General features: G+C 70.6%; 22 protein-coding genes. 6 read left to right on the forward strand and 16 right to left on the reverse strand.

Annotated features, from left to right (window positions below; translation table 11 throughout):
• Positions 1 to 331 precede the first annotated feature (331 nt).
• Positions 332 to 1,822, forward strand: a complete 1,491-nt coding sequence (gene proP, locus HWX00_RS05315) for a glycine betaine/L-proline transporter ProP (protein ID WP_034186643.1) — start codon at positions 332 to 334, stop codon at positions 1,820 to 1,822.
• 111 nt (positions 1,823 to 1,933) lie between these two features.
• Here the strand turns inward: proP and HWX00_RS05320 are convergent, their stop codons facing one another.
• Positions 1,934 to 2,140, reverse strand: coding sequence for a hypothetical protein (locus HWX00_RS05320; RefSeq protein ID WP_034186642.1), 207 nt, complete (start codon positions 2,138 to 2,140; stop codon positions 1,934 to 1,936).
• Between the two features lie 128 nt (positions 2,141 to 2,268).
• Entirely contained in the window at positions 2,269 to 2,898 is a 630-nt protein-coding gene (locus HWX00_RS05325) for a glutathione S-transferase family protein (RefSeq protein WP_034186641.1), read from the reverse strand.
• Between the two features lie 174 nt (positions 2,899 to 3,072).
• On the opposite strand from HWX00_RS05325, the gene HWX00_RS05330 reads away from it, so the two are divergent.
• A complete protein-coding gene (locus tag HWX00_RS05330) occupies positions 3,073 to 4,290 on the forward strand; it encodes a polyhydroxyalkanoate depolymerase (RefSeq protein ID WP_175027633.1) in 1,218 nt (405 codons plus the stop codon).
• A 7-nt stretch (positions 4,291 to 4,297) separates the two neighbouring features.
• On the opposite strand, the gene HWX00_RS05335 is transcribed toward HWX00_RS05330, so the two are convergent.
• The 11 genes from HWX00_RS05335 to madL form a co-directional block, all read right to left on the reverse strand.
• Positions 4,298 to 4,942, reverse strand: coding sequence for a phosphoribosyltransferase (locus HWX00_RS05335; RefSeq protein ID WP_376698798.1), 645 nt, complete (start codon positions 4,940 to 4,942; stop codon positions 4,298 to 4,300).
• Positions 4,943 to 5,068: 126 nt separating this feature from the next.
• Positions 5,069 to 5,590 carry a phospholipase D-like domain-containing protein gene (locus HWX00_RS05340; protein WP_034186639.1) on the reverse strand — a complete coding sequence of 174 codons (522 nt, stop codon included), beginning with the start codon at positions 5,588 to 5,590 and terminating at the stop codon, positions 5,069 to 5,071.
• 117 nt (positions 5,591 to 5,707) lie between these two features.
• Complete coding sequence (locus HWX00_RS05345; RefSeq protein WP_034186638.1) at positions 5,708 to 6,637, reverse strand: acyltransferase domain-containing protein; 930 nt, start codon at positions 6,635 to 6,637, stop codon at positions 5,708 to 5,710.
• Positions 6,634 to 7,500 (reverse strand): triphosphoribosyl-dephospho-CoA synthase MdcB, encoded by an 867-nt coding sequence (gene mdcB, locus HWX00_RS05350; RefSeq protein ID WP_124609547.1) that lies wholly within the window; start codon positions 7,498 to 7,500, stop codon positions 6,634 to 6,636. The genes HWX00_RS05345 and mdcB overlap by 4 nt, the downstream gene beginning before the upstream one ends.
• Positions 7,497 to 8,165 (reverse strand): malonate decarboxylase holo-[acyl-carrier-protein] synthase, encoded by a 669-nt coding sequence (mdcG, locus tag HWX00_RS05355; RefSeq protein WP_175868095.1) that lies wholly within the window; start codon positions 8,163 to 8,165, stop codon positions 7,497 to 7,499. Before mdcG ends, mdcB begins: the two co-directional genes overlap by 4 nt.
• Entirely contained in the window at positions 8,152 to 8,859 is a 708-nt protein-coding gene (gene mdcE / locus HWX00_RS05360) for a biotin-independent malonate decarboxylase subunit gamma (RefSeq protein ID WP_175029338.1), read from the reverse strand. Before mdcE ends, mdcG begins: the two co-directional genes overlap by 14 nt.
• Positions 8,846 to 9,778, reverse strand: a complete 933-nt coding sequence (locus HWX00_RS05365; RefSeq protein ID WP_175029337.1) for a biotin-independent malonate decarboxylase subunit beta — start codon at positions 9,776 to 9,778, stop codon at positions 8,846 to 8,848. The genes mdcE and HWX00_RS05365 overlap by 14 nt, the downstream gene beginning before the upstream one ends.
• The gene (gene mdcC / locus HWX00_RS05370) at positions 9,775 to 10,092 is read right to left on the reverse strand and encodes a malonate decarboxylase acyl carrier protein (protein WP_175029336.1); all 318 of its coding nucleotides are present in this window, start codon (positions 10,090 to 10,092) and stop codon (positions 9,775 to 9,777) included. Before mdcC ends, HWX00_RS05365 begins: the two co-directional genes overlap by 4 nt.
• 10 nt (positions 10,093 to 10,102) lie before the next feature.
• Positions 10,103 to 11,749, reverse strand: coding sequence for a malonate decarboxylase subunit alpha (gene mdcA, locus HWX00_RS05375; protein ID WP_034186632.1), 1,647 nt, complete (start codon positions 11,747 to 11,749; stop codon positions 10,103 to 10,105).
• Between the two features lie 134 nt (positions 11,750 to 11,883).
• Positions 11,884 to 12,651: a malonate transporter subunit MadM gene (gene madM, locus HWX00_RS05380; RefSeq protein ID WP_034186631.1), complete on the reverse strand. Its 768-nt coding sequence runs from the start codon at positions 12,649 to 12,651 to the stop codon at positions 11,884 to 11,886.
• Between the two features lie 11 nt (positions 12,652 to 12,662).
• Positions 12,663 to 13,058, reverse strand: coding sequence for a malonate transporter subunit MadL (gene madL, locus HWX00_RS05385; protein ID WP_034186756.1), 396 nt, complete (start codon positions 13,056 to 13,058; stop codon positions 12,663 to 12,665).
• A 325-nt stretch (positions 13,059 to 13,383) separates the two neighbouring features.
• Here madL and HWX00_RS05390 point away from each other — a divergent pair, with 325 nt between their 5' ends.
• Complete coding sequence (locus HWX00_RS05390; RefSeq protein ID WP_034186630.1) at positions 13,384 to 14,232, forward strand: LysR substrate-binding domain-containing protein; 849 nt, start codon at positions 13,384 to 13,386, stop codon at positions 14,230 to 14,232.
• 165 nt (positions 14,233 to 14,397) lie between these two features.
• On the forward strand, positions 14,398 to 14,676 hold the full coding sequence (locus tag HWX00_RS05395) for a DUF4148 domain-containing protein (protein ID WP_049031214.1): 279 nt from the start codon (positions 14,398 to 14,400) through the stop codon (positions 14,674 to 14,676).
• 9 nt (positions 14,677 to 14,685) lie between these two features.
• On the opposite strand, the gene HWX00_RS05400 is transcribed toward HWX00_RS05395, so the two are convergent.
• Complete coding sequence (locus HWX00_RS05400) at positions 14,686 to 15,603, reverse strand: 3-hydroxyacyl-CoA dehydrogenase NAD-binding domain-containing protein (protein ID WP_034186628.1); 918 nt, start codon at positions 15,601 to 15,603, stop codon at positions 14,686 to 14,688.
• Positions 15,604 to 15,848: 245 nt separating this feature from the next.
• On the opposite strand from HWX00_RS05400, the gene HWX00_RS05405 reads away from it, so the two are divergent.
• Together HWX00_RS05405 and HWX00_RS05410 are read left to right on the forward strand one after the other, a co-directional pair.
• Positions 15,849 to 16,289, forward strand: a complete 441-nt coding sequence (locus HWX00_RS05405; protein ID WP_069245605.1) for an Hsp20/alpha crystallin family protein — start codon at positions 15,849 to 15,851, stop codon at positions 16,287 to 16,289.
• Positions 16,290 to 16,305: 16 nt separating this feature from the next.
• Positions 16,306 to 16,716, forward strand: coding sequence for an Hsp20/alpha crystallin family protein (locus HWX00_RS05410; RefSeq protein ID WP_049033114.1), 411 nt, complete (start codon positions 16,306 to 16,308; stop codon positions 16,714 to 16,716).
• Between the two features lie 123 nt (positions 16,717 to 16,839).
• On the opposite strand, the gene HWX00_RS05415 is transcribed toward HWX00_RS05410, so the two are convergent.
• Together HWX00_RS05415 and HWX00_RS05420 are read right to left on the reverse strand one after the other, a co-directional pair.
• Positions 16,840 to 17,142, reverse strand: a complete 303-nt coding sequence (locus HWX00_RS05415) for a TFIIB-type zinc ribbon-containing protein (RefSeq protein ID WP_124669866.1) — start codon at positions 17,140 to 17,142, stop codon at positions 16,840 to 16,842.
• A gap of 90 nt (positions 17,143 to 17,232) precedes the next feature.
• Positions 17,233 to 17,988, reverse strand: coding sequence for a TerC family protein (locus tag HWX00_RS05420; RefSeq protein WP_034186624.1), 756 nt, complete (start codon positions 17,986 to 17,988; stop codon positions 17,233 to 17,235).
• Between the last annotated feature and the right edge of the window lie 16 nt (positions 17,989 to 18,004).

An 18,004-nucleotide genomic window follows, 5' to 3' on the forward strand; every position in this document is an offset into this window, starting at 1 on the left:
GCGGGCCGGCCTTTCGACCGAAATTGCACCTACAGGAAAGCCCGCCCGACAGGCCCGCTTTTCTCGTTTCGTTGCCCCTCCGGGGCGTTGCCGGAACACCGGACCCTTCGTCCGCACCGGTATCCGCCGCCTGCATCACGCGGCCCATTCTTCATGAGCGCACTGTCGCGACGGCCCATCGGGCCCGCGTCGAAGCAGCCCCTTACGGCCTTTTGCTGCCCCTTGTGCAGTAAGCGCTTAATGGTCTGCCCCGACGCGCCGCACCCGACATCGCGCTCGCCGGCAAACCGTGTCGGACGGCCCGCCCGTTCCGGCGCAGTCAAAGGAGTGCATGACCTTGACCGCAACACACGTCAGCCCGACCGCTGCTTCTTCCACCGCTTCGCCGTCCGGCGAGGCTCCGCTCGCCGCGGACGACATCACCGTCGTCGACCAGAGCCTGCTCAAGCGCGCCGTCAGCGCGATGGCCATCGGCAACGCGATGGAATGGTTCGACTTCGGCGTCTACAGCTACATCGCCGTCACGCTCGGCAAGGTGTTCTTCCCGTCCAGCAGCCCGTCCGCGCAGCTGCTCGCGACCTTCGGCACGTTCGCGGCCGCGTTCCTCGTGCGCCCGCTCGGCGGCATGGTGTTCGGCCCGCTCGGCGATCGCATCGGCCGCCAGCGCGTGCTCGCCGCGACGATGATCATGATGGCCGTCGGCACCTTCGCGATCGGCCTGATCCCGAGCTACGCGTCGATCGGCATCATGGCGCCCGTGCTGCTGCTCGTCGCCCGCCTCGTGCAGGGCTTCTCGACCGGCGGCGAGTACGGCGGCGCCGCCACCTTCATCGCCGAATTCTCGACCGACAAGCGCCGCGGCTTCATGGGCAGCTTCCTCGAGTTCGGCACGCTGATCGGCTACGTGATGGGCGCCGGCGTCGTCGCGCTGCTCACCGCGTCGCTGTCGCAGGAAGCGCTGCTGTCGTGGGGCTGGCGCGTGCCGTTCCTGATCGCCGGCCCGCTCGGCCTGATCGGCCTCTACATCCGGATGCGGCTCGAGGAAACGCCCGCGTTCAAGCGCCAGGCCGAAGAGCGCGAAGCGCAGGACAAGGCCGTGCCGAAAGCGCGGTTCCGCGAGACGCTGATGCGCAACTGGCGTGCGCTGCTGCTGTGCGTCGGCCTCGTGCTGATCTTCAACGTGACCGACTACATGGTGCTGTCGTACCTGCCGAGCTTCATGTCGTCGACGCTGCACTTCGACGAATCGCACAGCCTCGTGCTCGTGCTGATCGTGATGGTGCTGATGATGCCGATGACGCTGTACGCCGGCCGCCTGTCGGACAAGATCGGCCGCAAGCCCGTGATGCTCGCCGGCTGTGTCGGCCTGCTCGTGCTGTCGATCCCGTCGATGATGCTGATTCACGCGGGCACCACGGCGTCGGTGTTCGGCGGCCTGCTGATCCTCGGCGTGCTGCTGTCGTGCTTCACCGGCGTGATGCCGTCGGCGCTGCCGGCGCTGTTCCCGACCGAGATCCGCTACGGCGCGCTCGCGATCGGCTTCAACGTGTCGGTATCGCTGTTCGGCGGCACGACGCCGCTGATGACCGCGTGGCTCGTCGACGTGACGCACAACCTGATGATGCCCGCGTATTACATGATGGGCGCCGCCGTGATCGGCATCGTGTCGGTCGTCGCGCTCGCGGAAACCGCGCGCCAGCCGCTGAAGGGCTCGCCGCCGGCCGTCGCGACGCGTCGCGAGGCGCACCAGCTCGCGCGCAAGCTGCGTGAAGAGGACGATGCGCCGCAGATGTACGACGTCGCGACGCCGGCACGCGCGTGAGCGCCCTGCAATGAAAAAGCCCCGGCCGCAGCCGGGGCTCGATCGAACCCGATCCGCCCGACCGGCTTGCGCCGGCCGGGCTTTTTTTTCATCCTTTCGATGCGGCCGCCTTCACGCGCGCGCTTCGCAATGGCGGCAGAAGATCAGCTCGCGCGAACGCGACACGGCCGCCTGGGCACCGCGCGTCGCCATGATCAATCCGACCTGGCCGAGATTGAAATCGCGCTCGACCATCAGCTGCGTCAGCGCGGCGAGCGGCAACACGACGGACGGGTGGTACAGGCTCGATTCGATCAGGGCTTTCATCATCGGCTCCATCTGGCAATGCGTCATTCGATGGAGTGGATTCTAGGGACCGGCCGCTTCCGGATAAACAGCGCGAATGCGAAGTCACTTGTCAGCGGTTGCGAACAATCGGCAAACCCTTGCCGGACAAGGCACTCGGCCTACGCGAGCGGCGTTTCGACGAATGCCGGCAGCGTCTCGGCCCGTGCCGAATGCGCGGCCAGCGCCGGATAGCGGGCCGGATCGATCCGCGCGAGCGCCGGGTAATCGGCCGCCATGAATTGCGTGAAACGCCATGCGACCGCGACCGTCACGTCGGATTGCAGCAGGCGCGCACCGCCTAACCAGCCGTTCGCGGCCGCGACGAGCGGCTCCAGTGCGCCGTATGCGGCCTCAAGCTGGCCCAGCACGCGCTCGAGCCACGGCGCGTGCTGCTTGTCGGCCGGTCGCAGCGCCTGCTCGTAGACGACCTGGACGGTCTTTTCGGCCGCCGCCAGCGCGAACCCGACGGGCACGAGCACGCGCAACCGCGCATCGGCGGTGTCGGGCAGCAGGCGCCGCTCGGGCGCGACGCAATGATCGAGATAGTCGACGATCAGCGACGAATCGATCAGCGTCGAGCCGTCGTCGGTCACCAGCGTCGGCGCCTTGACGACCGGGTTGAAGGTGCCGAACTGCTCGAAATGACGAAACACCGAGATCGAATGGTGTTCGAACGGCAGGTCGAGCAGCTTCGCCGAAATGGCGACACGGCGCACGAACGGGGAATCCAGCATGCCGATCAGCTTCATCGCAAACGCTCCGCTTCTGGGGGGATGGGACCGACGACTGTAGCAGTGTCGCGCCGCACCGGCCAGCGCGCCCGCACGCTTGATGCTAAGCAGACGGCCGCGCTTTCGGCTCCCGCTGCGCGGCCACAGTGACCATAATGAAGATTCACGCCCCCTTCCGCCCCAAGGTTCGCCATGTGGTATGCCCTCGTCGAGCAGCAGCGGGAATGGATGCGCGCCTGGCGCGCGGCGACGCGGCACGCGTTCGACGCATGGCCCGCGGCCACGCTGCCGCACGCCGCGTCGTCGTGCTACGACGACCTGTTCGAACCGCTGCTCGGCCCGTCGGCCGGGCCGCCGCGCTTCGACATCGGGCGGCCGGCCGTCGACGAGCGGGTCGTCGCCCGCACGCCGTTCTGCGACCTGCGGCGCTTCGTGCGCGCCGACGCACGGCGCACGGTGCTGCTGTGCGCGCCGCTCGCCGGGCACGCGGCCGTGATGATGCGGGAAACCGTCGAGACGCTGCTCGCCGACGGCGACGTCTGCGTGACCGACTGGCGCAATGCGCGCGACGTGCCGCCTGCAGCAGGCCGCTTCGGGCTCGACGAGTACGTCGCGCTGCTCGACGGCTTCGTCGACGGCCTCGCGCACGACGCCCGGCCGCTGCACGTCGTCGCCGTGTGCCAGGCCACCGTGCCGGCGCTCGGCGCGCTCGCGCTGCGTGCCGCGCGCGGCCTCGCACCGCCCGCGAGCATCACGCTGATCGGCGGCCCGCTCGACGCGCGCCGGAACCCGAGCGCACTCGGCACCGCCGCCGCCACCCACTCGCTCGACTGGTGCCGCCGCCACCTGATCGACATCGTGCCGCCCGGTTTCGCGGGGCACGGCCGCCACGTGTTCCCGACCTACCTGCAGCAGGGCGAGATCGCGCTGCTGTATCCGCAGCGCTTCCTCACGCTGATCGAGGCCTACGCGCTGGCCGCGTCACGCTTCGACATGGCCGGGCTCGCCGGTGCGCGACGGGCGCTGCTCGAATACACGGCGCTGCTCGACATGCCGGCCGATTATTTCCTCGACACGGTCGACATCGTGTTCCAGCGCATGAGCCTCGCGACCGGCACGTGGGACGTCGGCGGCACGCGCGTCGAGCCGGCCGCGCTGCGCGGCGTCGCGCTGCTGACCGTCGAAGGCGCGCGCGACGCGGTCACGGGCGCCGGCCAGACGCACGCGGCGCTCGACCTGTGCCGCGGCCTCACGGCCGGCGAACGCCATCGCGTCGACATCGACGATTGCGATCACTACGGGCTGTTTACCGGGCCGCGCTGGCGCGGCGACGTCCATCCGGCGCTGCAGCGCGTGTTCGCGCTGGCGGAAGCAGCCCGCACGCGCACGCGCCGCGCCAGGCGGCCGTGATGCGGCTTCAGTGGCGCGCCGCGTCGAGCAGCCTGCGCACCTCGTCGTCGCTCGTCTGCTCGAAGCGGGCGTAGAACGGGCTGATCCCGAAGAACCGCAGCGGCTGCGACACCGTGACGAAGGCGTCGGCCAGATCGTCGAACGCGTGCCGCGCGCTCGCCGGCGCGACCGGTACCGCCGCGACGATGCGTGCGGGGCGGCGCTCGCGCAACGCCTGCAGCGCGACGCGCATCGACGCGCCGGTCGCGACGCCGTCGTCGACGACGACCGCGATGCGTCCGTCGACCGGCAGCGGCGGCACGGCGCCGCGATACAACGCCTCACGGCGATGCAGCTCGGCCGTCTCGCGCACGATCACGTCGGCGAGCTGCCCGTCCGACACGCCCATCGAGCGGATCACCGAACGCTGCAGATACATCGCGCCACCGGTCGCGATCGCGCCCATCGCGAGCTCGGGATCGAACGGCACGCCGAGCTTGCGCACGACCAGCACGTCGAGCGGCGCGCGCAGCGCGCAGGCGACCGGATACGCGACGGGCACGCCGCCGCGCGGCAACGCGAGCACGACGACGTCGCTCCGCCCCGCGTAATCGCGCAATGCGTCGGCCAGCTGGCGGCCGGCATCGGCGCGATCGGCAAAACACTCGGTCACGATCGGCTCCCTGCCGTTGCGCCGGATGCGCGAAACCCGCGCCGGCGCCTTGTCAACGAGCATGGTGCATCGGCCGCGCCGATGCAAGCAGGGCCATACCGGCGCACGCGACGCCGAAGGAAGGGATCAGAGGCCGCCGGCCTGCCGGTACAGCCGCCAGAACGACTGCGCATAGGATTGCGCAAGCTCGGGCGCGCGCTGGAACACATTCACCGTTTCCGCATGGGCGGCCGCACCGTCGGACAGCGTCGTCAGCGCGACGCTGTCGTCGACGATCACGAAGCGCGGTGCCGGATCGCCATGCCGTGAATCGATCGCGACGTCGATGCCCGCGGATTTCAGAAAACCGGCGCCGCTGTAGCGGCCCGCGCGCGGCGAGCGCACGAGCACGACACGCACCTCGACTCCGCGCGCACGGGCCGCGCGCAACGCGCCCGCGACAGCCGGCGGCACGTGCGTATAGCCCGCCAGCAGCACGCGACGCTGGGCCTGTTCGATCAGGTCGACGGTCGCGTCGGCCGCCGCGTTGTCATACGAAAAGTATGTGCCGACCGACGCGGCGTCGGACGGAATCTGGCTGGCGTGGGCGCTCGTCGCGCAGCACAGCGCGGCGAGAAGGATGGCGGCTGGTCTCATGGCGGGCGCCATTGTAGCGATGCCAATTCGCGTGGCAAGCACCGGCTGCGACGCTGCTGCGCCGGCGCAACACCCCGCCCGGACCGCGGACGCGACGACTGGGTTTCAGCCCGTTTTTCGGGCCGCGGGTCAGGCCGCGACGCGCGCGAGCCAGCTCGTCACGCCGTCGACGGAACGGAAATCCGCGAGGCTGCGCGCCGGCAACGCCGGGTACGCGCCGCCGGCCATCTCGGCCAGCGCGCGCCCGGGGCCCAGTTCGAGAAACGCCGTCGCACCGGCCTCGACGCAGGCGGCGAGACAGGCCGCCCACTCGACCGGCTCCGCGATCTGCCGCGCGAGCTTGTCGAGGCCCGCGTCGACGTCGAGCACCGACGCCCCGTCGATCCCGGAAAACAGCCGCGTGCCGGGCAGCGGCCGCCGGACGTGCGTCGCGGCAAGCGCCGTGCGAAACACCGGCACGGCCGCCGCGAGCCGGCGCGTGTGCGACGCGATCCGCACGCAGACCGGTGCGACGCGCAATGCGCCGGCGCGCGCCGCATCGTCGGCCACCGCATCGACGTCGGCCTGGCGCCCCGCGACGACGAACGCGTCGCCGGGATTCGCGATCGCGATGGCCGCATCGCGGCCGTCGCACAACGACGCGAGCCGCGCGCGCGTCAGGCCGCGCACGAACACCATCCGCTCGTCGCCGCCGCTCGCCGCATCCATCGCGCGCGCGCGCGCGTCGGCCAGGTCGAGCGCGTCATGCGGCTCGATCATCCCCGCGACGCTCCACGAACCGACCTCGCCGACGCTGTAGCCGGCGACGCAGCGCCGGCGCGGCCACGCCGTATCGAGCAGCGCGGCGGCCGCGAGCGCCTGGGTCGTGCAGAGGATCTGCGCGGCGCGGTTCTCGCGCAGCGCGTCCGGCCCGGCCTGTCGGACCCACGCGCGCGGATCGTCGCCAAGGAGCCGACCGGCATGGGCGAACACGGCGTCGGCCTGCGGCGCGGCGCCCGTCAGGTCGAACATGTCGGCGCGCTGCGCGCCCTGCCCCGAACAGAGGATGGCCAGCGTCATCGCGGGTGCCCGTCGGCGTCGAGCGCATCGACGAATACGCTCATCGCGAGCAGGTCGGCCGCGCCGCCCGGGCTCAATCGGCGTGCGACGAACGCACGGTGCGCGGCGGCCGCGCGCAGCCGCCAGTCACGCGCCCGCACGCCGCCGCGGGCGACGAACGCACGGGCGGTCGCCCGCGCGAAATCGAGGCCGTGCTGCCCGCCCCGGTGCAACAGATTCGTGTCGTCGAGCGCGGCGATCAGCGCAAAGCACGCGTCGACGCGCGCGGCTTCCGGATCGCCGGGCAGGTCGCGCCGCGCGCGGCGCAGCGCGGGCAACCCGACCGCGTACACGGTCGGGAAGCCGTCAGCCGCTTCGCAACGCGCGCCGCCGACACCGTAGCGGCGGCTCGCCCGCTCGCCATGGCTGTCGGGCAAACGCGGGCCGCCGAGGATGTCGGCACCCCAGCGGCCGGAGACGAACGCGCCGAGCGTCGTCCCGTTGGGCACCGCGCCCGGCACCGCGCGCCGGCCCGCGGCCGCGCACAGCAGCCCGAGCCCGAAGATCGCGCCGCGATGCGTATTGACGCCGCCGGTCGCGGCGAGCATCGCGTGTTCGGCACGCAGGCCGATCTTGCGCAGCACGGCCATGTCCGCGTCGCGTGCGCCCGCGTCGGCGAGTGCCGCGAAGTACGGCCGCAGCACCGCGGCGCTGCGCGCGAACGTCGCGGCATCCATGTCGGTGTGACTGCCGGTGTCGACATGGCTGACGAGACCCGGCTTCGGATAAGTCTCGATCTCGAGCACGAGGCTGCGCTCGGCCAGCGCGGCGATGCGCTCGGCATCCGACGGCGCCGCTACGCGGCAGGCAGCCCATGCGCTCATCGCGCGCCTCCGGCGAATGCGTCGGCCGCCATCAATTCGACGGCGACCGCGGTCTTGACCGCGACTTCGGGGCGCCGCGCATGCAGTTCGCGCCAGTTGACGCCCGCGCCGTCGGCGCGCAGCAGTTCGCCGTCGATGCGCATCGGCGCGTGCGCGTCGATCGCCGCGAGACCGTCGAGCAACGGCCGGAGCGACGCGGCATCCGGCAGCGGAAACACGATGTCGAGGTCGGACGACGGGCCCAGGTACGGCTCGCCCGTCAGTGCCTGCCACGCGAGGCTGCCGAACACGCGCCCCTGCACGCCGCTGCGCGCGCCGAGCGCGTCGAGCGCGCGCAGCGGTACGTGCCATGCGTCGGGCGCGGCGCCGCGCACGTCGGCCAGCGCGGGCAGCGGGCCGACCGTCGCGAGCTCGTCGGCGGCGACGTTCAGCGCGATACGCCGCTTGCCCGCCGCCGGCGGCAGCGGCATGCCGAGCGGCACGCGGCCGGCGCCGGCTTCATCCGGCGACGCGCGGCGCACGATCAGCGGCCAGCCGCGTCCGGCCCATGCGCGCACGAGCGGATCGCCCGCGAGCGCGCGGTCGCGCGCGAACGCCGCGTCCCACCCGGCCGCCGTCAGCGTGACGAGCGTGTGGCGGCGCAGCGGCAGCTCAGCGCGCGGCACGCGCGAGTGCCTCGACGCGCTGCGCGACGTCGGTCGCGACCGGCCGGCCGCGCGACGCGCGCCGGTCGATTCGGTCGGCCGGTTTGCCGAGCCATTCGCCGACCTGTGCGTCGAGCGCGCGGGCCGGGTCGAGCACGGCGTCGACGGCGCCCATCTTCACGAGATTGTCGAGTCCCGGCGCGAACACCGGCGTCGAACGCGACATCTCCTTCAGCACGTCGATCGGCAGCTTGGTCACGCGCGACATCGACGGCAGGTCCATCACCTCCGGCTCGGCGCCCGGCACCGCGAGCAGCGTGCGCGTCGCGAGCGCGGTCGCGATGAACGCGCCGGCGGCGGTGTGGCCGTACAGCACGCCGATCGTCCGGTGCCCGGAGAGATCGGCATGCATCAGGCACTTCGCGAGATGCGACAGCCCTTCGTTCAGGCCGAGCAGCTCGTCGCGCTTGCTCATCCGCTGGCTGTCGCTGTCGACGAGCACGACGATCGGCGTGTCGCCGCCGCGCGCGACCGTGTCGAGCACCTGCGACGCGAGCGTCAGCGCTTCGTCGATGCCGAACGGCAAGCGGTCGGTGACGCCGATCACGTCGACCCGCGCGCCGGCCAGTTCCGCATGGCCGGTCAGCAGGCCGCCGTGACGCACGATCGAATGGCCCTTCGGAAACAGCGAATTCAGTACTTCATCGAGCGTCATGCTGCGGCTCCTGTAACTGGTCGGCGAGCGTGGCGAATGCGTCGTCGGGCATGCCGGGAATCGCCTCGGGCTGATCGGCCCCGAGCATGCGCCACACGTCGAGCGCATCCCTGCATGCGCCGAACCGGGCGACACGCGCTTCCAGGCGCGCCTGTTCCGCGCGCAGCATCGCCGCATCGAACCTCGGCGCGCGGCCGATCAGCTCGAGCGCCGCCGCGCGGAACGCGTCCGGCGTGTCGGCCACGTAACGGTCGGCGCCGCCGATCAGCCGCCGGTGCTTGCCGCCCATCGTGCGCCAGATCAGCGCGCGATCCTTCGAATCGAATTCCTCGACGCCGCGATTGGTCTCGATCACTTCGGGGCCCGACACGCTGATGCGCCCCTGCTCCGACACCGCGAGCGCCGAACAGCACGCGGCGAGCAACCCGCCGCCGCCGTAGCAGCCCGCGCGCCCGCCGATCAGCCCGATCACCGGCACGCCGGCCGCGCGCGCGTCGACGAGCGCACGCATGATCTCGGCGATCGCGAGCTCGCCCGCGTTCGCTTCCTGCAGCCGCACGCCGCCCGTATCGAACAGGATCAGCACCGGCTTGCCGATTTCGCGCGCGGCGCGCAGCAGCCCGGTGAGCTTCGCGCCGTGCACCTCGCCGAACGCGCCGCCCATGAAGCGGCCTTCCTGCGCGGCGACGAACACCGGCCGGCCATCGAGCCGCCCGTGGCCGACCACCATCCCGTCGTCGAACTGCTGCGGCAGGTCGAACAGCGGCAGGTGCGGGCTCGTCACGCGCTCGGCCGGCCCGAGGAATTCGTCGAAGCTGCCCGTGTCGAGCAGTCCGTCGATGCGCTGCCGCGCCGACGCCTCGTACCAGCTCGCGCCGTTCGCGACGAACGCCGGTGCGTCGTGGATCAAGTCGCTCATCGTGCGCCCCCCTCGATCGCGCGCACGGCCTGCGCGAGCCGCAGCGACACCATGTCGGGCCGCGCGCCGCCGTCGTTGATCGACAGCTTCAGGCCGCCCGGCGCGCGCCGTTCGACGAAATCCGACACGACGGCCTGCCATACCGCACCGAAACCGACCGCCGCGGTGCGGATGTCGATCTCGCATTCGTTGCCCGGCAGCACGCGCTCGACGAGCACCTCGAGATTGCCGGACGCGACCACGCCGACGAGCGCCGCGGCCTGCTCTCCCTTCGCGCGTTCGCGCGCGGTGAAGCGATAGTTCAACTGTTCCATGCCCTCTTCCTCACCAGTTGCGGAACCGCGCCGGCGGCGCATAGAGCCCGCCCGACCAGTGCACGAGATCCTTGATCGAACGCGCGGCGAGCCAGCGACGGTCGGCGTCGAGCGGATCGATGCCGAGATCCTCCGGGCGGCGGATCACGCCGCGTTCGCGCAGCCGCTCGACCATCTTCCGGTCGCGGCCGCGGCCGATCTCCGTATAACCGGCGACGCCGCGGATCGCGTGCTCGCGTTCGTCCTTGTCGCGACACATCAGCAGGTTCGCGATCCCTTCCTCGGTGACGATGTGCGTGACGTCGTCGCCGTAGACCATGATCGGCGCGAGGTCGAGCTGCAGCTTGTCGGCGAGCTTCAGCGCGTCGAGCTTCTCGACGAACATCGGCACGTTCTTGTCGCCGAACGTCTCGCCGATCTGCACGACGAGCTTGCGGCCGCGCCTGAGCGCCGCCGGCGTGTCGGGGTCGGCTTCCGCGCCGGCCTTCAGCCACGGCGCGCTCGGATGGCGCCGGCCGCGCGCGTCGCTGCCCATGTTCGGCGCGCCGCCGAAGCCGGCGATGCGCTCGGCCGTGACCGTCGACGAATGGCCGGACAGGTCGATCTGCAGCGTCGAGCCGATGAACATGTCGCACGCGTAGAGGCCGGCCGTCTGGCAGAACGCGCGATTCGAGCGCAGCGACCCGTCGGGGCCCGTGAACCACACGTCGGACCGTTCGCGGATGTAGTCGTCCATCCCGACTTCGGAGCCGAAGCAGTGCACCTGCTCGACCCAGCCCGACTCGATCGCGGGAATCAGCGTCGGATGCGGATTGAGCGCCCAGTGCGTGCAGACCTTGCCCTTCAGCCCGAGCTTCTCGCCGTAGGTCGGCAGCAGCAGCTCGATCGCGGCCGTGTTGAAGCCGATCCCGTGGTTCAGGCGCTTGATGCCGTACGGCTCGTAGATGCCCTTGATCGCGAGCATCGCGGTGAGGATCTGCGTTTCGGTGATCGCGGCCGGATCGCGGGTGAACAGCGGCTCGACGTAGAACGGCCGGCCGGCCTCGACGACGAAATGCACGCGGTCGCCCGGGATGTCGACGCGCGGCACCTTGTCGACGATGCGGTCGACCTGCGCGATCACGATGCCGTCCTTGAATGCCGTGGCCTCGACGACGGTCGGCGTGTCCTCGGTGTTCGGGCCCGTGTACAGGTTGCCGTCACGGTCGGCGCTGACCGCCGCGATCAGCGCGACCTGCGGCGTCAGATCGATGAAGTAGCGCGCGAACAGCTCGAGATAGGTATGCACCGCGCCGAGCGCGATCTTGCCGCCGAACAGCAGCTTCGCGATGCGCTGCGACTGCGGGCCCGAGTACGCGAAATCGAGGCGCTTCGCGATGCCGCGCTCGAACACGTCGAGATGCTCGGGCAGCACGACGCCCGACTGCACCATGTGCAGGTCGTGGATCTTCGCGCTGTCGACGTCGGCGAGCGCCGTCGCGAGCAGGTCGGCCTGCTTCTGGTTGTCGCCTTCGAGGCACACGCGGTCGCCGGGCCGCAGCACCGCTTCGAGCAACGCGACGGTGTCGCGCGCATCGACCCGCTTGCCCTGCGCGTAAGCCGCGCCGGCCGCGAGCCGTGCATCGCGCGCTTGCCGCGCGTGATTCCATCCCGTCATGAACAGTTCTCCCGCTTCGATGGTTCAGCGGCATTCTAAGCCGGGCGCCGCCGCCGATTGATGATGTTGACGAATGCGACTCAGAGGACGCCGCGATGGATGCGGCCCACGCGCGCGGGCCGCACCGCGGGGCGCTATGCGCCGACCAGCGCGCGGGTCGTGAAGTAGAGCACCGAGGGCCCGAGCAGGCAGCCGACGCCCGTATGGAACGTCGCGACCAGCGCGCCGTATGGGACCAGCCGGCGGTCGGTCGCGGCGAGCCCCGCGCTCACGCCGCTGACGGTGCCCGCGAGGCCGCCGAAGATCATCGCGGAGCGTGGCGTCTTCAGGCCCATGAAGCCGGCGGCGACCGGCGTGCCGACCATCACGATGATCGCCTTCACGAGCCCGGTGGCGATGCTCAGCGCGATCACGTCGGAACTCGCGCCGATCGCCGCGCCGGTGACGGGCCCGACGATGTAGGTGACGGCGCCCGCGCCGATCGTCGTCATGCTGACCGCGTCGGTGTAGCCGAACGCGCGCGCGATGCATGCGCCGACGATGAACGGCAGCACGGTGCCGAGCAGCAGCGACACGACGCCGACGAGCCCGGCCTTGCGCGCCTCGGTCGGCTGCACTTCGAACGCGGTCGCGACGATCGCGAAATCGCGCAGCATCGCGCCGCCCATCAGGCCGACACCCGCGAACAGCGGCACGTCGGCGATTCCCTTTTCGCCGCCGGTGAACGCGCCGCCGACGTACGCGAGCGCGAGACCGATCACGATCGCGATCGCGGAGCCGTGCACGCGGCCGAACGTCAGCTTGCGCGACGCGATCGACGACAGCCACATGATCAGGCCGACCAGCGCGAACGACGCGACGAGCCCGTTGTGGGCGACGGTTTTTTCGAGCATCTGCAGCATGGCGGCCTCCGTTACTGTTCTTCGAATTGCGGCACGCCCGCGAAGGCCGTGTCGTCGCGCCCGGTGCGCACCAGTACCGCGATGCAGCATGCGCAGATCGCGACCGCGCCGACGGCGGCCAGCAGCGCGACGGGACCGCCCTTCAGCGCGGCGACGACGTTCTGGTTCGCGGCCATCGCGACGACGACCGGAATGTACATCGCGCCCCAGAAACCGACGCCGGCCTCGGTCTCCTTCGGCAGCCAGCCGCGCCGGTGCAGCCACAGGCGCAGGCAGATCAGCAGCAGCATCGCGATGCCGACGCCGCCGACATTGGTCTTCACGCCGATCGCGCTGCCGAGCAGGTCGCCGAGAAACAGTCCGGCCAGATGGCAAAACGCCAGCAGCGCGGTTCCGTAGATGATCATGAGTCGTCTCCAGTCTCTTCGTGACGGGCGCCGGACGCACGCGGGAGCCGGCCCCGCACGGCGATCCCGTGCACGGACTTGTCTCCTGCGGCGGTGCGCCGCGGCCCGGCGGCCCGTCTGGCGGGCCTGTTCTCGGGCGGTCGATGGGATGATGCGGTTTCGGGCCGAACGCCGGATGCCTTAGACTGATCGAGGCAGCCGCCGGCACGACGTGGGCTACGCGCCGGTGCCCCCGTTGCGGGCCGCACTGGCGCGTGATCCGATACTAGCGCCGCCGATTCCCGCCATTTATGAAGTTGTCGAAACCGATTCAGTGGATTTAGCAATGCGTCCGTTACCGCCCGAGCTGCTGCGCAGCTTCGTCGCCGTCGCCCAATCCGGCAGCTTCACCGCCGCGTCCGAGCGCGTGAGCCTGTCGCAGTCGACCGTCAGCCAGCACATCCGCCGCCTCGAGGAGCTGCTCGACCGGCCGCTGTTCGAACGCGACACGCGCAACGTGCACCTGTCGCAGCACGGCGACGCGCTGTTCCGCTACGCGGTGCGCATCCTCGAGCTGATGGACGAAGCCGTCACGTCGGTGTGCGGGCCGCCGCTGTCGGGCAAGGTGCGGCTCGCGATGTCGGAGGATTTCGCGTCCGCCCACCTGACGGCCGCGCTCGCGAGCTTCGTGCAGCGCAATCCGGACGTCGAGCTCGCGATCTCGACCGGGCTGTCGGGCGACCTGTTCGATGCGCTCGACGAGGGCCGGCACGACCTGGTGTTCGCGAAGCGTATCGCGGGCAGCCGGCGCGGCCGCGTGATCCGCAGCGAACCGCTGTACTGGTGCACCGGCCCCGAATCGCGGCTCACCGGCCACGAGGTCGTGCTGCCGCTCGCGATGCATCCGGAGCCGAGCGTGTCGCGCCGCCGCGTGCTCGAATCGCTCGAGGCCATCGGGCGGCCGTACCGGATCGCGGTGGTCAGCAGCAGCGTCGCGGTATTGCGCGCGGCCGCGAGCGCGGGGCTCGGCGTCAGCGCGTTCGCCGGCTACGTGATCCCGGCCGGACTCGCCCGGCTCGACGCGGGGCTGCCCGAACTCGGCGAACTCGAATACGTGATCGACCGGCCGGCAGCAGCGTCGCGCTCGACGCTCGCGCTCGAAGCCACGCTGATCGCGGCGGCGGCCGGGTTGTAACCGCACCGGGCGCACCGGGCGCATGCACGGCCGCGCCCGCACCTGACAGCTTTGCCCGGAACGCGTCATCGTCCGCGCAGCACCCGCTCGCGACAATGGGACCCATCGGCAGGCACGGCGATCGCCGCGCGCATCCGGTACCCCGTCCCTTGATCGGAGCCCACCATGAACGTCTTGCGATTCGCCGTCGCGACCGCCGCAGCCGCGCTGCTGTCCCCCGCCTTTGCGCAAACCGACGCGTCGGCGCCTGCCCAGGGCCTGACACGCGCGGAAGTCATCGACCAGCTCAAGCAGGCCTATCTCGACGGCGAACTGCCGACGAACGACGGCAACTACCCGCCGGATGCCGCGACGCGGGCACGCAACCGCGAACTCGTGCAGGCCGCGAGCCCTGCCTGGCTCGCGCATGCGCCGCCCGCACCGCAGGCCGCGTCGCAGCAATAAGCCGCGCGCTCAGGGCAGGAAGCTGCGGCGCCGCGCATCGATCAGCTCGACGAGCAAACGGTCGCGCTCGGCCGCCAGCGCCTGCATCGAACGCTCGCCCTGGATCGCGCGCAGTTCTTCGTTCAGTTGGCGATCGACCTCCGGATCGAACGAGGGCGTGCCGAGGTCGTCCCACCAGCTCGCGATCGGCCCCGACAGGTGTTCGAGGAAGTGCGCGATCCCGCCCGCGCCGCCGCCGAGGTGATAGGTCAGGCACTGCCCCATCAGCCCCCAGCGCAAGCCGGGCCCCCACGCGACGGCCTTGTCCGCATCGGCGACACTCACGACGCCTTCGCCGACGAGGTGATACACCTCGCGGAACAGCGCGGCCGCGAGCCGGTTCGCGACGTGGCCGGTCATCTCCTTGTTGAGGACGATCGTCTGCTTGCCGAGCGCGTCGTAGAAATCCTTCACGCGCGCGATCACGTCCTGGCCGGTCGCATCGCCGCCGACCAGCTCGACGAGCGGAATCAGGTGCGGCGGATTGAACGGATGCGCGATCAGGCAACGCTCCGGATGCTTCGCGCACGCGGTCTGGATGTCGGACATCTTCAGGCCCGACGAGCTCGATGCGATCGGTACGTGCGCGGGCAGCACGTCGTCCATCTGGCGGTACAGCGCACGCTTCAGGTCGAGCCGCTCCGGGCCGTTCTCCTGCACGAAGTCGACGCCGTCGAGCGCGCGCACCAGATCGGCGTCGAACGATAACCGCGAGGAAAGTTCGGCGGCACGCTCGCCGAGAAACGCGGCCAGCGCGTCGCGCAGCCGCGCGTCGGCTTGCGGCGCCGGATCGGTCGCGACGACGTCGAAACCCTGCGTCAGATAGAAAGCCGCCCAGCTCGCGCCGATCACGCCGGCGCCGACGATCGCGATACGTCGAATGTCCATGGTTGTCCCGTGTGGTTGTTCTGCGGATAGCTCGCGGCGATTGTCGCATCGAATCCCGTGCGCATGCGTTGACGCGGATTGCGGATTCCCTCTTGAAATGCGCGATGGCGGCCACTAATTACCCGTCGTCGGGCAGTGCCTCATCCGTTGCACTGCCTCCGTTTCGATCCAGTGGAGCCCCCGTCGCGCCCGCCGCAGGCGTCGCGCCGTCACGTCTCCCGTGTTCCCTGTTCAGGAGGACCCACATGAGCGGTATCCATTTCGGCAACGACCTGTTCGACGAATTCGCCCGCGTGCAGCGGCAAGTGGCGAACCTGCTCGGCGAACGCCCGACCGGCATCCGCGCGGTGCGGCACGGCACGTTCCCGGCACTCAACGTCGGCGCCACCGACAATGCGATCGAGATCGTCGCGTTCGCACCCGGCATGGCCGCGGGCGACTTCGACGTATCGATCGACAAGGACCTGCTGACCGTCAGCGGCGAGCGCAAGCCGGCGCCGGGCATCGAAGGCGAAGACGTGCGGACCTACGCGCAGGAGCGTTTTCACGGCGCCTTCCGCCGCGTCGTCGAGCTGCCGCGCGACGCGGATCCCGACCAGGTCACCGCGCGCTACGAAAACGGCTGCCTGCTGATTCGCGTCGGCCGGCGCGAAGCCTCGAAGCCGCGTGCGATCACCGTTCAGTAATCTTCAGGATACCGACATGTATACGAACCCGACCCTGGCCGAACGCCAAACGAAACCCGTTCATCCTGCCGCCGCCGAGGCCGCGCGCCGGCCCGCGATCACGCCGAACGTCGACATCGTCGAGACCCCTCGCGGCGTCACGCTGCGGGCCGACCTGCCCGGCGTGCCGCGCGAGAACCTCGACGTGAAGGTGCACGACAACACGCTGACGATCGAAGCGGACACGCACATCGACACGCCGGCCGACCTGCGCGTGCGGCACGCGGAAGTGCGCGCGACCCGCTATGCGCGCTCGTTCGTGCTGAGTCCCGACCTCGACACGTCGCGGATCGACGCGAACCTGCGCGACGGCGTGCTGACGCTGACGATTCCGCGCCGCGAGGAAACGCGCCCGCGCCGTATCGACGTGACGGCCGGCCACGCGTAAGCGTCGGCGTGAGTCGCGACGTGTCGCGGCACGCATGAAAGAAGCCCCGCCCGGCGCGATGCCGGGCGGGGCTTCTTTGTTGATCGGCGGCCCGGCGTGCGTGCAGGCACGCCGGATCCGGATTCAATCGAAATCGAACAGGTCGAACACCGACTTCTTGCGACGCTGGCCGTCGTGCCGGTAACGCTCGTCGCGCGAGCGGCCGTCGCGCCCCCAGCCATCGTCGCGACCGTGCTGCGCCGATGCGGCGTGCCGTGCCGGCGGATCGGCGCGGCGAGCCGGCGCGTCGCCGGTTTCGCGGGCGATCAGCTTGTCGAGCTCGCCGCGGTCGAGCCATACGCCGCGGCACGTCGGACAGTAGTCGATCTCGATCGACTGGCGCTCGGCCATCAGCAGGTCGGGCGTCTTGCAGACAGGGCATTTCATCGCGTTTCTCCTTTCCGTGCGAATCTCGTCCGGATTCCGTATGCAGCGCGCGCGCCGGCAGCCGCGGCAGCCGGCGTCACGCGCGGCGACTCAGTCGCCATCGACTTGCGCCGCGCGCTTCGCCTTCGCGCGCCGCGCCAGCATGTTCATGCCCTCGACGAACGCCGAGAACGCCATCGCCGCGTAGATGTACCCCTTCGGCACGTGCGAACCGAAACCTTCGGCGATCAGCGTCATGCCGATCACGACCAGGAACGACAGCGCCAGCATCACGATGGTCGGGTTGCGATCGATGAAGCGTGCGAGCGGCTGCGCGGCGAACAGCATCACGGTCACGGCGACGATCACCGCGACGAACATGATCGGGATGTGCTCGGTCATCCCGATCGCCGTCACGATGCTGTCGATCGAGAACACGATGTCGAGCATCACGATCTGGCCGATCGCGGCCCACACCGTCAGCCCGGCCGCGCCGCCCGCCCCGCCCTCGCCGCCGCCGTCGTGCGACACGTGGTGATGGATCTCGGTGGTCGCCTTCCACACGAGGAACAGGCCGCCCGACAGCAGGATCATGTCGCGCCACGAGAACGCATGGTCGAACAGCGTGAACACGGGTTCGGTCAGGCTCGCGATCCACGCGACGCTGCCGAGCAGCGCCAGGCGCATCACCAGCGCGAGTGCGATGCCGAGGCGCTGCGTGCGGGCGCGCTGCGCCTCGGGCAGCTTGTTGCTGAGGATCGAGATGAAGATCAGGTTGTCGATGCCGAGCACGACTTCCATCACGACGAGCGTCAGGAGCGCGGCCCAGACGGCGGGGTCGGCGGCAAGCGTCAGCAGGTAGTCCATGAAATGGGCCGATTGA

Source organism: Burkholderia seminalis DSM 23518, from assembly GCF_902832885.1.
In the GTDB taxonomy this organism is placed as follows: domain Bacteria; phylum Pseudomonadota; class Gammaproteobacteria; order Burkholderiales; family Burkholderiaceae; genus Burkholderia; species Burkholderia seminalis.

What these genes read in the sequence shown, in the direction of transcription:
- HWX00_RS05405 (WP_069245605.1), top strand. Translation starts at nt 15,849, where the DNA reads ATGAGCGGTATCCATTTCGGCAACGACCTGTTCGACGAATTCGCCCGC.
- HWX00_RS05400 (WP_034186628.1), bottom strand. Translation starts at nt 15,603, where the DNA reads ATGGACATTCGACGTATCGCGATCGTCGGCGCCGGCGTGATCGGCGCG.
- HWX00_RS05325 (WP_034186641.1), bottom strand. Translation starts at nt 2,898, where the DNA reads ATGAAGCTGATCGGCATGCTGGATTCCCCGTTCGTGCGCCGTGTCGCC.
- HWX00_RS05420 (WP_034186624.1), bottom strand. Translation starts at nt 17,988, where the DNA reads ATGGACTACCTGCTGACGCTTGCCGCCGACCCCGCCGTCTGGGCCGCG.
- HWX00_RS05340 (WP_034186639.1), bottom strand. Translation starts at nt 5,590, where the DNA reads ATGGCGCCCGCCATGAGACCAGCCGCCATCCTTCTCGCCGCGCTGTGC.
- mdcB (WP_124609547.1), bottom strand. Translation starts at nt 7,500, where the DNA reads ATGAGCGCATGGGCTGCCTGCCGCGTAGCGGCGCCGTCGGATGCCGAG.
- HWX00_RS05365 (WP_175029337.1), bottom strand. Translation starts at nt 9,778, where the DNA reads ATGAGCGACTTGATCCACGACGCACCGGCGTTCGTCGCGAACGGCGCG.
- mdcE (WP_175029338.1), bottom strand. Translation starts at nt 8,859, where the DNA reads ATGACGCTCGATGAAGTACTGAATTCGCTGTTTCCGAAGGGCCATTCG.
- HWX00_RS05330 (WP_175027633.1), top strand. Translation starts at nt 3,073, where the DNA reads ATGTGGTATGCCCTCGTCGAGCAGCAGCGGGAATGGATGCGCGCCTGG.
- mdcC (WP_175029336.1), bottom strand. Translation starts at nt 10,092, where the DNA reads ATGGAACAGTTGAACTATCGCTTCACCGCGCGCGAACGCGCGAAGGGA.
- HWX00_RS05320 (WP_034186642.1), bottom strand. Translation starts at nt 2,140, where the DNA reads ATGGAGCCGATGATGAAAGCCCTGATCGAATCGAGCCTGTACCACCCG.
- HWX00_RS05395 (WP_049031214.1), top strand. Translation starts at nt 14,398, where the DNA reads ATGAACGTCTTGCGATTCGCCGTCGCGACCGCCGCAGCCGCGCTGCTG.
- HWX00_RS05345 (WP_034186638.1), bottom strand. Translation starts at nt 6,637, where the DNA reads ATGACGCTGGCCATCCTCTGTTCGGGGCAGGGCGCGCAGCGCGCCGAC.
- madM (WP_034186631.1), bottom strand. Translation starts at nt 12,651, where the DNA reads ATGCTGCAGATGCTCGAAAAAACCGTCGCCCACAACGGGCTCGTCGCG.
- proP (WP_034186643.1), top strand. Translation starts at nt 332, where the DNA reads ATGACCTTGACCGCAACACACGTCAGCCCGACCGCTGCTTCTTCCACC.
- mdcA (WP_034186632.1), bottom strand. Translation starts at nt 11,749, where the DNA reads ATGACGGGATGGAATCACGCGCGGCAAGCGCGCGATGCACGGCTCGCG.
- HWX00_RS05390 (WP_034186630.1), top strand. Translation starts at nt 13,384, where the DNA reads ATGCGTCCGTTACCGCCCGAGCTGCTGCGCAGCTTCGTCGCCGTCGCC.
- HWX00_RS05415 (WP_124669866.1), bottom strand. Translation starts at nt 17,142, where the DNA reads ATGAAATGCCCTGTCTGCAAGACGCCCGACCTGCTGATGGCCGAGCGC.
- madL (WP_034186756.1), bottom strand. Translation starts at nt 13,058, where the DNA reads ATGATCATCTACGGAACCGCGCTGCTGGCGTTTTGCCATCTGGCCGGA.
- HWX00_RS05410 (WP_049033114.1), top strand. Translation starts at nt 16,306, where the DNA reads ATGTATACGAACCCGACCCTGGCCGAACGCCAAACGAAACCCGTTCAT.